Origin of the sequence: Roseateles sp. (assembly GCF_039929605.1) — a bacterium.
GTDB lineage: Bacteria > Pseudomonadota > Gammaproteobacteria > Burkholderiales > Burkholderiaceae_C > Pelomonas.
The window spans coordinates 24,093-34,298 of sequence record NZ_JBDSQX010000111.1 but is presented as its reverse complement, the minus strand read 5'-3'; the positions used below and the strand labels follow the sequence as shown (position 1 = coordinate 34,298).

At 63.0% G+C, this 10,206-nt stretch carries 14 protein-coding genes; 4 read left to right on the top strand and 10 right to left on the bottom strand.

Going from position 1 to position 10,206, the window contains the following annotated elements:
• From ABIS05_RS15360 to ABIS05_RS15340, 5 genes are all read right to left on the bottom strand, one after another.
• Positions 1-190: ribbon-helix-helix domain-containing protein (locus ABIS05_RS15360; RefSeq protein ID WP_348010373.1), on the bottom strand; the 190-nt coding region annotated here is incomplete at its 3' end.
• Positions 191-256: 66 nt separating this feature from the next.
• Entirely contained in the window at positions 257-706 is a 450-nt protein-coding gene (locus tag ABIS05_RS15355; RefSeq protein WP_348012687.1) for a hypothetical protein, read from the bottom strand.
• The gene (stbB, locus tag ABIS05_RS15350) at positions 703-1,455 is read right to left on the bottom strand and encodes a StbB family protein (RefSeq protein ID WP_348012686.1); all 753 of its coding nucleotides are present in this window, start codon (positions 1,453-1,455) and stop codon (positions 703-705) included. The genes ABIS05_RS15355 and stbB overlap by 4 nt, the downstream gene beginning before the upstream one ends.
• On the bottom strand, positions 1,452-1,829 hold the full coding sequence (locus tag ABIS05_RS15345) for a hypothetical protein (protein ID WP_348012685.1): 378 nt from the start codon (positions 1,827-1,829) through the stop codon (positions 1,452-1,454). The genes stbB and ABIS05_RS15345 overlap by 4 nt, the downstream gene beginning before the upstream one ends.
• A 1,099-nt stretch (positions 1,830-2,928) precedes the next feature.
• Positions 2,929-3,198, bottom strand: coding sequence for a helix-turn-helix transcriptional regulator (locus tag ABIS05_RS15340; protein ID WP_348012684.1), 270 nt, complete (start codon positions 3,196-3,198; stop codon positions 2,929-2,931).
• Positions 3,199-3,306: 108 nt separating this feature from the next.
• On the opposite strand from ABIS05_RS15340, the gene ABIS05_RS15335 reads away from it, so the two are divergent.
• The gene (locus ABIS05_RS15335) at positions 3,307-3,837 is read left to right on the top strand and encodes a hypothetical protein (protein ID WP_348012683.1); all 531 of its coding nucleotides are present in this window, start codon (positions 3,307-3,309) and stop codon (positions 3,835-3,837) included.
• A complete protein-coding gene (locus tag ABIS05_RS15330; RefSeq protein ID WP_348012682.1) occupies positions 3,834-4,325 on the top strand; it encodes a sigma-70 family RNA polymerase sigma factor in 492 nt (163 codons plus the stop codon). The genes ABIS05_RS15335 and ABIS05_RS15330 overlap by 4 nt, the downstream gene beginning before the upstream one ends.
• A gap of 342 nt (positions 4,326-4,667) precedes the next feature.
• Here the strand turns inward: ABIS05_RS15330 and ABIS05_RS15325 are convergent, their stop codons facing one another.
• From ABIS05_RS15325 to ABIS05_RS15310, 4 genes are read right to left on the bottom strand one after another with little or no spacing between them, the layout of a single operon-like run.
• Entirely contained in the window at positions 4,668-5,396 is a 729-nt protein-coding gene (locus ABIS05_RS15325; RefSeq protein ID WP_348012681.1) for a DUF6602 domain-containing protein, read from the bottom strand.
• Positions 5,393-6,328, bottom strand: coding sequence for an AAA family ATPase (locus ABIS05_RS15320; RefSeq protein ID WP_348012680.1), 936 nt, complete (start codon positions 6,326-6,328; stop codon positions 5,393-5,395). Before ABIS05_RS15320 ends, ABIS05_RS15325 begins: the two co-directional genes overlap by 4 nt.
• Positions 6,328-6,840: a hypothetical protein gene (locus tag ABIS05_RS15315; protein WP_348012679.1), complete on the bottom strand. Its 513-nt coding sequence runs from the start codon at positions 6,838-6,840 to the stop codon at positions 6,328-6,330. The genes ABIS05_RS15320 and ABIS05_RS15315 overlap by 1 nt, the downstream gene beginning before the upstream one ends.
• A gap of 11 nt (positions 6,841-6,851) precedes the next feature.
• Complete coding sequence (locus ABIS05_RS15310) at positions 6,852-7,817, bottom strand: CBASS oligonucleotide cyclase (protein WP_348012678.1); 966 nt, start codon at positions 7,815-7,817, stop codon at positions 6,852-6,854.
• Between the two features lie 101 nt (positions 7,818-7,918).
• Here ABIS05_RS15310 and ABIS05_RS15305 point away from each other — a divergent pair, with 101 nt between their 5' ends.
• Both ABIS05_RS15305 and ABIS05_RS15300 read left to right on the top strand, forming a co-directional pair.
• The gene (locus ABIS05_RS15305; protein WP_348012677.1) at positions 7,919-8,266 is read left to right on the top strand and encodes a helix-turn-helix transcriptional regulator; all 348 of its coding nucleotides are present in this window, start codon (positions 7,919-7,921) and stop codon (positions 8,264-8,266) included.
• A 3-nt stretch (positions 8,267-8,269) separates the two neighbouring features.
• On the top strand, positions 8,270-9,157 hold the full coding sequence (locus tag ABIS05_RS15300; RefSeq protein WP_348012676.1) for an ImmA/IrrE family metallo-endopeptidase: 888 nt from the start codon (positions 8,270-8,272) through the stop codon (positions 9,155-9,157).
• 235 nt (positions 9,158-9,392) lie between these two features.
• Here the strand turns inward: ABIS05_RS15300 and ABIS05_RS15295 are convergent, their stop codons facing one another.
• Positions 9,393-10,181, bottom strand: a complete 789-nt coding sequence (locus ABIS05_RS15295) for a LuxR C-terminal-related transcriptional regulator (protein ID WP_348012675.1) — start codon at positions 10,179-10,181, stop codon at positions 9,393-9,395.
• Positions 10,182-10,206 lie beyond the last annotated feature (25 nt).

Here is a 10,206-nt window from a genome sequence, read left to right as displayed (position 1 = left end):
GCTTGTCGTACGCTGCGGCCACGTCCTTGCGCAGCCAGTCCTCGACAGCCCGGTCCCGTGCCAGCAGAACTCGCAAGCCATCGCGAATCACTTCGCTCTCCGTGGCGTACTCGCCGGCCGCGACCTTTGCCCGCAAGGCATCGGCCATCTCGTTGGGCAGGGTGATGCTGAACTGTTGTGTCGAGCGCATGGCAGTTCCGGTGTGCAGCGTAGGATTTAATCCTACACCAGGGCTCGCCGGACGCTTGGCGATCGCTCAGCGAGTCCACAGCGTGACCGTCAACATCAAAGTGGCGGCTGAGCCGGTCGCAGCGGCAGCGGCGTGCGTCAACCATGACTCCCAGCGCCGTTCGGGCCGCTCGTGCATCGACTTCAGGCGCTGCAGCGCGGCGCCTAGCTCCGCGCCGAAGGCCACCCTTGCCGCATCTGCCATGGCGCGACTCTGCAGGTCAGCCGACTGCCGCGCAGCCTGCTCCGTGCGTGCCAGGATGTGCTTGACGGCCACGACCTTGGATCTTTCGGTCAGGGCCAGGATGTGGGCTTCGAAGGCGGTCAGCTGACCGGCAAGTCCACTGTGGGCATCGGCCAGCGCCTGCCGGGACTCGTTCAGGACTGGCGCCAGGGCCTCCACCTGTCCGAGCAGCTTTGCTGCATCGCCGATGGCTTCGACAATCAACGCCTCGCGCGCGTTGCTTGGCTGATTCATGCTGCTGGCCTCGCGACGTCATTCAAATGCGGGTCCGGCCGTTGCACCAGGCGCAGCAGGTCCATCGCTTCGAAACACGCGTCCAGTTCGGGCATGACACCCCGTGCAAGACGCTGGGTCGCCAGCCGCTGTGCCAGCGCCAGTTTGTCCGATTGCGTGGCGGCTTTGGCAATTGCCGCCTTGTAGTCAGTACGGTCAGCAGCCAGATCAGCCAGAGATTGGCCGGTGCCGCGAGTCAGTGCATAGACCTCGTTGAACGAGATGCACGCTGCCAGGCGCGGGTGCACCACGCCTGATGAGGCGCAATAGGCCAGCAGCGTGTCGAAGGTGCGCTCGATCGGGTTGTCGTCGTCGACCTGGTTGAAGACCAAGCGCAGCCTCTCCGGCGGAACCCCGATGCGTGCCAGCTCTGCCAATGTGGCCGCCGTGTCCTGCTGCTGCTTGCGCGCCGGCACGGTGGGCACGATGAAGGCATCGAAGTCCTCTTGGCTGTCGCGGTAGCGGTGCATCAGCTTGAGCAGCTCCTCGACGTTGCTGGCGCCGATGTCGACCACGACGTTGTCGACGCTCTGCAGGAACTCTTGCAGCTGCGCGAACTGCCGGCCGCGGATCGTCACCGCCTGGCCATGGTCGGCGTTGATGCTCTCGACCGCGATGACCTGGCAGCCGGGCATGCGCGGCGCGAGCAGGTGGCGGGCCACCGTGGTCTTGCCGACGTTGCCCGAGAAGTTGATGACGGCGAGCTTCATGAGGACTCCTTCACTGGGAACAGGGGATTGCTGGGGTTGGCGTTGAAGAAGGCTTCGGCGACTTCGCGGCTGGACGCACCTCGCGAGCTGGACGAGGACCTTGACGATGAAGTGGCCACAGCGCCAGCGATTGCCAGCGGGGCCGACGGCATGTGTTGATCGATTCCATGCGGCTGCGTCACGATGGGATCGGACCCTTGCCGCGCCGCTTCGCGCTTGACGGTCGTGAGGCTCACTTCGACACCGGCATCGAGCAGCGCCGTCTGAATGGCGGAGAAGGTGTATCCCGCGTTGCGCAGTCGACGGATGTCGCCCGAGAAGCGCAGCGCCTTGCGGTTTGCGCGGCCAGGCGGATGCTTGGGCTCCAAGGTCATGTGACCGACCCGGCACGGCGCAATCGACGGAAGACGCTAGTCAGACCGATCGGCGAGCGCGGCGCGCCGACGCAGCGCCGGGCGCATCGTCTATCCCGTGTGACCTTCCGCGCGCAGATCGCGGATGTTGTTCGCGTATTGCCGTGCCTTTCGGTTGGCATGGCCGGGTGGGTTTTGGGCTGTAGCCGCATGAGCTTGGCGCGCGTTCAAGTCGTGCTTCAAGTTTGGTCGCGGCGGGTTGTTCAGGGCGCGATGATTCCGGCTGAAGAATCATCGGGTGGCACTGCGGCGCATGACTCGGTCCGGACGTGGTCCAGATCCAGTACGCACGGAGTCCGGTCTCGGGGCGGACGCAGGCCGCTTGTTGCTCGCCCCGTCCACCTGCCGTCCGGTACTGGTCCGGTGCCGGTCCGGCATTGGGCCGTTCGCGGTCCACGCGCCCGCCTCACGCACGGCCGAGACGATGATTCCTGGCCTGAAATCATCGGTCTCGTGACCTCGATCGAGGCCAATACTGAATGCGTAGGTGAGTGCAGGTCCGTTCGGCCCGTCATAGGACCGGGTGTACTGCGGTGGGCAGTAGTCGGGCGCTGCAGACCAGGCATGGCTGGATGCGTTCCCAGCGCCCGCCATGCCGCAGGTCGGGAACCCCCGGCCACGGGCCAGGTCACGAAACAGCTGACGGATCGGCGGCACGCAGGCCGGAATGCTGCGCCAGCTCGGGGCCGCCAGGCAGAGCAGGACTGTGCAGCCGTCTACGGCGTTGGCGGGGGTAACCGAGGCCGTCATCCCCAGAGCGACTGTGCAGGCCAGTGCGGCTTTGCTGCCGAGCATCCGGCGGTTAGCCAGGAGCTTGTCGTTGTGGGGTTTGGGCGTGGCCATCGCGGTCTCGAGTCGGTTGAAGCTGGTGTTTCGAGTCGGGCGCCGGGAGGGCTGCCGTTGTCGAAAATTTAGGCTTCAGACTCGCTTGCGCGGCGATGAGTTCTGGCGAAGATTCAGCGGCTAGCGCCGGGCGTTGCTGACTCGCCGACCTTCAGGTGCGGCCCTCATCGGAGGTTTGCAACAGCGGGGCACCTGACAGCAAACACGCGTTGGGGGTCTAGGCGTCGTCTGCCGCAGTCGGATGTCGCAGCAGTCGCCAAGGTTCGGTATCCAGAGCCGAGGCGAGCCGTTGGATATTGCCCAATGAAATATTCCATCGAGCACGTTCGACCGCAGAGACGTAGGTGCGGTCCAAATCGCACTCCATGGCGAGGTCTTCCTGTGACCAGGATTTCCCTACGCGCAAGAGCCGTACGTTGTAAGCAAGCACTGCCCGAACATCGCCGGGCGGCGGCAGTTCTTCGGGTGGCTTCGGCTTTGCGGACATGCCGCAAGGTTCGCGATATGGTAAATTTGCATCTACGGAGTTTGCTTCACATAACGAATGAACTAATGTGTAGACAAAGCGCGGGCAACGCGCTTGACAGGAGGCGCCATGAATCGCTCAGCTCGCGATCTGGAACATTGGCTCAGCAGGCCACTCTGCTGCAGGTACGTGCTCGCCGAGTTCAAGACCTTGCGGCTGCCCATCCGCGACGGTGCCGAGGTCCTGGACATGTCTTGGCGCTGGGCGCTCGGCCTCTTCAAGCCGGGTGAATACGAAGTTCTGGGTGCGTGGCCCGCAGGGGCTCCGTCAGTTGACGTCGCCCACGACCTGCACCAGCGCGGGTTAGAGCATCTGACGGCGGTCTCTGCGGACGTCGGCATGGACTGCGCGTCAACGTTCCCTGATGCAGTCTGCTGGTCGTCGGTCGGCGATCCGAACATCACCCGCGTCCCGCCCTCAGGCAGTTTCGGACCTCGGCGCCGTGCGGCGCTCCGTTCGGCCGCTGCGACCGCGCGGCGCATGCAGATCAGCATCAACCGCGCCATCAAGCGCCGAGGGCCCTTTGCTGATGAAGCTGCGGCGGCTGCTTTCCTCGCGCAGACGCTTGAGCGCGCCGACCGGCGTCTCTACGGGACATGACCGAGCGCCTCGTCAAGAACTGGCGAGAAACCCTCGCTCGCGTGCGCAGCGCCTTGATGCGCCGGGGCCGCAGCGCGCCCGATGCAGATGACTTGGTGCAGGAAGCCTGGGTGCGCTTGGCCTGCTACGAACAAGAGCAGGCCGTGCAGCAGCCAGAGGCGTTCCTGATGCGAACGGCGTTGAACTTGTCCATCGATGCCCATCGTACGAAAGTCGCCCACGGCGAGGAAGTCCTTGTCGACGATGTCGTCCTGCTCGACCTCGCGCCCGGCACCGAAGCCATCGTGCTGGCAAAGGAGCGGACGGCCCGACTGAGCATTTGCCTGGGCCGCCTGAACGCCAAAACGCGAAACATCTTCCTCGCCCATCGGGTCGACGGCATGACTTACCAGGAGATCGCGCGCCAGCATGGCTTGAACGTCAGCACGGTGGAGAAGCACATCGCCAGGGCCACGGTGCAGATCACGACCGGGATGGACGGCTGGTAGCCCAGTGCTCTGACTGACCAGGTCGTGAGCAGGTTCAGCGAAAGCTGCTCTGCCGCGTCGGAGCTGTTCTCACCTCGACGAGCACGTTGGCAGCAACTGTCAGCTGCAGGCTGGTCTCGGTCGTTCGACGATGTGAGCCCCAGTGACTGCCCTTGCCAGTTGCAGACGCATGACCTGAAGCCGCCTAGCCTGGTTGACGACAATTACCTTGGCCGGCCAAGATAGTTGACGCCGACCACTAGCCGGCACATTTGCCTCCAGAACCAGCCGTTGGACGCCGGCGCGATCATTTGGACTGGGGGCATGACCACTATCGCGCCCCGCGACCGCCGCAGATCGCAGCTACTTCGTCAACCATTCGCCATAGGCATTCACGTCGATCATCGGCACCGTCCCGCTGAACTGCAGCATCGAGATCAGCTTGAACAGGAACGCCGTCGCGGGCTTGCCTTCCTCGGTGAATTCGTACTTGGTCTGCTTCGCGTCCCACAGAAAGTGTCCATGTGCGGCCACGCAGCCGAGGTTCAGGCGATCTTCTTCGGCAACGCCATCTTCGAGCGCTCTCCAAAGAGGATCGCCGCAGCACGGCGTCCAATCACTCTCGAACGTCAAAATGCCGCCGAGAATCGGAATCAGCTGTTTCGCCGGATAGGTTCCACCCGCATACGGAATCGGCAGACTCGTGCGATGCAGCCTGCGCACCGAAGCAACCTTCTTGCGCGCATACGCCACATAGCTGGCATTGATTGTCTGCTTGGCCTCGAAGATTGCGTAGACGCTCTCGGCCGGCACGATCGTCTCGCCCTGGTAGTGGAAGATGAAGGGCGAGTACTGCCGGTCGTAGACCACGACATCGATCTGGTCGCTGAACTCCCCCACGCTGTCCACCACATACGCCTTGTCGGCGCGGTAGCGCTCGGGCAAGTAGGTTTTCAGCAGTTCCAGCCAAACCGCCTCACTCGCATCCCCCTTGGCGTCGGGATGCCCGAAGGATTTCCGCGTGGTTTGCAAGCGATGCTGTATGTCGTCATGCAGACTGGCCAGGAGCACCGGTAGAGACCATCCGCTCATGACTTCTTCTCCTCGAACGGCGGCGTCGGCTGCATTTGCACGGCGATCTCGAGCGCGCGAGCGGCAATGACGCTCCGCGACGGGTAAGCATCAAGAACGATTGCGGGCAGCAAGCGCTGCGTCAAATCGGAGAACGTGAACCCGTAGTGCCCATTCCCCTTCCCGGTCGCAGCAACGAGTTCATCAATCTGCTTGGTACTGAGTCCGAGCGAATGGAGCGCCCCATCAAGTACCGCATGACGCTGCACATCATTCGGCCGATCGAAAGCCAGGATCTCGGCTGCACGTCGCTTGACGGCCGGGTCGAGCGCATTCAAGCGGTTGGTGCACATGATCACGGCCGCCGGAAGCTGGCCGTTTGCAAGGCGGTCGATGCCGCGGATGAAGGCGTTCACGCCGGCACGGTCTTCGTGGTGCATCTGCGCTGATTCGCGCGATTGGGCAAGCGCATCGGCTTCATCGACGAGCAGGATGACGGCGCCGCGCGCCCGTCCACTCGTGCCCTTCAGCCTAGCTGCCGCCTCGACCGTGTAGTCGAAGGCCGCCGACAGAAGTTGGGTCATCTCGCCGACCCGCCCCTGCCCGCGGCTAGACAAGCTCAACGGGTACAGCGTGATCTCGATTTTTTCCTGCCTTGCGACGGCGTCGCCGATCGTCTCGGCAAGCTCGGTTTTGCCAGATCCCACGTCACCCGCCAGAACGACGAGCGGCGGTCGGCGCAACACGTGCGTCAGTAGCCCTTTAGCGTCGGGATGGTGTTTTTGCGCCCAGGCTTCGAGGCCAGCAGGATTCACCAGCAGGCCGAGGATCTTGCTCAGGCGCTCTTTGTGATCGTCAAGGCCAACCAATCGTGCAAGTCGCTCTTGCGGTTCGAAATCCGGGAACGTCAGGCGGCGCTCGAACAGTTCGTCAAGTGCGGGTTTCGTCTGCATCAGTAGGCCCTCACGCATGCCCGGCCTAGGGCACGCCCGCCTGCCGAGTAGGTTTTGTCATCGACCAGATAGCCATTCACCGTTGGCTGCGCCATACCCGTTCGGTAGAACGGCATGCGCCGCTTGAACGCATCCTTTTCGCTATCGGACAGGATGTCCCATGCCGCCGAGTAGGTCAGGTAGTTGTGCAAGGTCGCCCCCGAAATGTCGCGGCCTGGCAAGACGCGCCCTGGGTCGTCGTCATTCGCGGCCATGCCGGCAAGTTCGCGGGCCGTGTAGCGAAGGGTCGGCTCGATCCACTGCGCATTGCGCAGGAATCCGACAGTCAGCGTGCCGAGATACCCGGCCTTGAGCAGCTCCGTGACTTCGGTCTCGTAGCTGGCGATATCGCCGTCGCTGGGATAGCCGTAGAAGCGCTGCATCCGCTTGAGGTCGGCCGAGACCTTCGCCGCCATGTGACGCGCGTGCGTGACGGTGAAGGTCGTGGATTCGGTGATGGAGTAGCTGGACATGACCTCCTCCTTTACGCCTGGAACGCCGAGCCGAAGACCTTTTGCCAATAGCGGACGGTCTCCTGTTTGGTTGGTGCGGAGAGCGCTGAGTCGATAGCGTCTCCAGCGTCAATTGCGGCCTCATGGATCGCCGAGGCGTTTGCGTCCGTGTAGAGCTTGCTGACATTGTTCAGGGCGTTCACCGGATCGATGATCTGCACGCGTTGGTCGAAGGCGCCAACCGATGAAGCGGGGTAGTAGTCGGTGAAGGAAATCTTTTCCCGCAGGTCGGTGCGCGTGAGGTAGGTGAAGAAGTGCTGTAGCGCTTCCGGGTAGTCGGCGAAAGAAAGGCCGTCGCCGGCGAGCTTTGCGAGGATCAGCTCGATCATGAACGACTTGAACCGGAAGCTGTCATCGCTGGACTTCATGCGCGCGGCCCAAAACTTCACCAACCGAACCACCTGCGAAAAGTGGTCTGGCTGCGCGCGCTTGCGCTTGCGAATGAACTCCAAGTGCTGCGGGATGTTGGTTTTGAGGAACGAACCGTCGTCTTGGCTTACAAGGTTGCCGTACCAGTCGGGATCGCCGTCATAGAGGATCGGAACCACATCGACGTCCAGTCCCGTGCCCCTGAACGACACCGTCACGCTGTAGGTCTGTGGCTTCACCTGGTCGGCCGAGAAATTCGGGAACGCCTTGCGCAGCCGTTCAGCGAGATATTCCAGCAGCGCCGACACTTCATGTGGAGCATCGGCGCCGCTGATGTAGCAGGCCACATCGATGTCGTTGAGGGAGCGCAGCGCGGTGCCTTTGGCGAGACTGCCGGCGAGGAGCATCTTCTTCAAAGTGAAGTCCGGGTGTTCGCCCAGATAGGTTTCCAGCCGGTCACGGAGGCGCTTAGCCTGCGCACGGAATTCGTCCGCCTTCTCCTTGGGCAGATTAACCCGGTCCAGGGCGAAACGCGCGATCTCGGCATGACTGACGTGTTCTCGGCTCATCGATTTCCTTTCCGGGCTCACTTGTCGACATAGACATGTCCCGCGTGTCTAGTTTATAGTGAAGAAAACAGGGAAGGCAACTCTTTTATGGCGAACTAGACATGACCGATGAACGCACCCCCTCCGACCTCTTCCAGGAGCGACTGAGGGCCGCCAGAGAACTTCGCAAGTGGAGCCAGGGCCAATTGGCTGAGAAGGCAAGCATGCCGCCCAGTTCGATCGCGCACTTCGAGTCTGGCTCGCGGAAGCCGTCGTTCGATACGCTTCGCCGTCTTGCGAACGCGCTGGAAGTGACGACGGACTATCTGTTGGGGCGGGTCGAAGACCCATCGCTTGCACAGGCAGCCGATCCGCTATTCCGCGACGTGAGTAAGCTGACGGGCAACGACCGTGAGTTGGCCAAGGACTTCTTGAAAATGCTCGCCGAGCGAAATAGACAAGGAAAATAGTCGATGACGAGCTTGCTGCTGCGCCTGAGACTCGCCAAGCAGCGCGGCGAGGCCCTTCTCGCCGAGGAGAACATCACCGAACTACCGGTGGATCCGTTCGCCATCGCCAGCAAGCACGACATCGTCGTGCAGGCCAAGCCGGACACCGAGTCCGGCGTGTCCGGGATGCTGCTGCGGCACGGAAACGCCTTTGGCATCCTCTACGCCTCGGACGTTCCCAGCCAGGGATTTCAGCGCTTCAGTGTGGCGCATGAGCTCGGCCACTATTTTCTCGACGGCCACATTGACCATGTACTGCCGAACGATGGGGTGCATGCATCGCACGCAGGATTCTCATCCGGCGATCCTTACGAGCAGGAGGCGGACAACTTCGCGGCCGGGCTTCTGATGCCCAGCAAGCCGTTCAAGAAGCTCATGGGCCGGGCGCGCCTCGGCCTTCAGGCCATCGAATGCTGCCGTGAGTCGTGCAAGACCTCGCTTACGTCCACTGCGATCCGCTACGCCGAGCTGACGGACGATGCTGTTGCCGTCATCCTGAGCACTGGCCGCACAATCGACTACTGCATCCTTTCCGAGACTATGAAGTCGTTGCCGGACCTTAACTGGATGAAGCGAGGATCGCCGGTTCCCGCGAGGACAGTCACTGCGCGCTTCAATGCCGATGAGCACCGTGTTCTGCAGGCTGAGCGGGACGAGGAAGAGATCGATGTTCTGGATTGGCTCGGCGGCAAGCGCTCCAGCCTCGTGACCGAGGAAGTGATCGGTCTCGGCCGCTACGGCAAGACGCTGACCGTACTCACTTCGCGAAAGATCGGCCACGAAGCCTATGCCGACGAAGGAGACGATGAGGATGATCTCGTCGAGCGTTGGACCCCGAAGTTCAAAAAGTAGCTTCAGCGCGACCTCAGTACCTCGAAGAACCGCCTTTCGAGTCCGCGCCGGTGGCGACTGGCCGAACGGCCACTTAGCGCCGGTCAGCGTGAATACGCCGGCCGTTGGCAACCGTCGGTGAACGCTTCTTTGCTGTAGTTCGCCCGACGGAGCCGAGCGCCAACTGATGGCTGGCAGTAGGCTGCAAGTGTGGGAGCACCGTCTCGTCTGGCGGCGGGCACTGGGCGCCTCGCAGCTATAGGGCCTCTAGCACACCGTAGGCAGCGGCTCTTTTCGCCGCAGCCCTGCGGCTCGTGCACTGCATTCGCGCGCTAATGCGCTGGAACCGTGAGTTGACTGAGGCGCTGCTCATGCCGGTGCGCATGCAGATTTCCTTGGTGCCGAGCCCCTGCAATTCCATGGCTAGGAGGTCGACGTCCATCTTCTGCAGTCGTGCTGTCTTCTGCAGGCGTTCGCGAAGGTGCCGGGTCAGCCAGTCGTGGAGTTCTGCGGCGAGGGATCGGGCCAGGGTGCGTACGACGCGTGCCTCGGCGCCCTCGAAGTCGTCCGCCCAGCGGCTACCCAGGCACAGCATCTCGACCCGGCCGATGTCCGGACCTGCCAGCGTCGGCACGACCAGGGATGATCTGAAGCCGTAGCGGCGGGCGAGGTCGATTGCTTCTTCGTCGCTTGGCTGGCTGGCCGGGATCTGCTGATCGGTCCCCGGGCTCGTGTGGGTGCGGGCGAAGCGCAGCCAGGGGTGGCGCAGCAGGTGGCCGCTGCGGTCATGTTCCTGCGCCAGGGCGGGGTGGCAGGCATACAGGGAGAAGGTGGACGGCTCATCGCAGTCTTCGGGGATTTCTGCGGTGTAGATGCTCGCGGTTGCACCCATCGCGGCTGTGGCCGTCATGAGCCGGTCGAGGACGGCAGGGGGATCGGCCGCCCGGGCGATCTCGACGATGGCTTCAAGCGCTTGTTCGGCGTAGTTGGGCTGCGTCGCCCTGTCGCGGATGGAGGGTGGCTGGAGCGTCTCGATCAAAGACATGGTCAATCTCCCGTTTCAGCTGCGC

Bases quoted from the DNA above. Each gene is read 5' to 3' on its own strand.
- ABIS05_RS15355 (WP_348012687.1), bottom strand. From the start codon at position 706: ATGAATCAGCCAAGCAACGCGCGCGAGGCGTTGATTGTCGAAGCCATC.
- stbB (WP_348012686.1), bottom strand. From the start codon at position 1,455: ATGAAGCTCGCCGTCATCAACTTCTCGGGCAACGTCGGCAAGACCACG.
- ABIS05_RS15345 (WP_348012685.1), bottom strand. From the start codon at position 1,829: ATGACCTTGGAGCCCAAGCATCCGCCTGGCCGCGCAAACCGCAAGGCG.
- ABIS05_RS15340 (WP_348012684.1), bottom strand. From the start codon at position 3,198: ATGTCCGCAAAGCCGAAGCCACCCGAAGAACTGCCGCCGCCCGGCGAT.
- ABIS05_RS15335 (WP_348012683.1), top strand. From the start codon at position 3,307: ATGAATCGCTCAGCTCGCGATCTGGAACATTGGCTCAGCAGGCCACTC.
- ABIS05_RS15330 (WP_348012682.1), top strand. From the start codon at position 3,834: ATGACCGAGCGCCTCGTCAAGAACTGGCGAGAAACCCTCGCTCGCGTG.
- ABIS05_RS15325 (WP_348012681.1), bottom strand. From the start codon at position 5,396: ATGAGCGGATGGTCTCTACCGGTGCTCCTGGCCAGTCTGCATGACGAC.
- ABIS05_RS15320 (WP_348012680.1), bottom strand. From the start codon at position 6,328: ATGCAGACGAAACCCGCACTTGACGAACTGTTCGAGCGCCGCCTGACG.
- ABIS05_RS15315 (WP_348012679.1), bottom strand. From the start codon at position 6,840: ATGTCCAGCTACTCCATCACCGAATCCACGACCTTCACCGTCACGCAC.
- ABIS05_RS15310 (WP_348012678.1), bottom strand. From the start codon at position 7,817: ATGAGCCGAGAACACGTCAGTCATGCCGAGATCGCGCGTTTCGCCCTG.
- ABIS05_RS15305 (WP_348012677.1), top strand. From the start codon at position 7,919: ATGACCGATGAACGCACCCCCTCCGACCTCTTCCAGGAGCGACTGAGG.
- ABIS05_RS15300 (WP_348012676.1), top strand. From the start codon at position 8,270: ATGACGAGCTTGCTGCTGCGCCTGAGACTCGCCAAGCAGCGCGGCGAG.
- ABIS05_RS15295 (WP_348012675.1), bottom strand. From the start codon at position 10,181: ATGTCTTTGATCGAGACGCTCCAGCCACCCTCCATCCGCGACAGGGCG.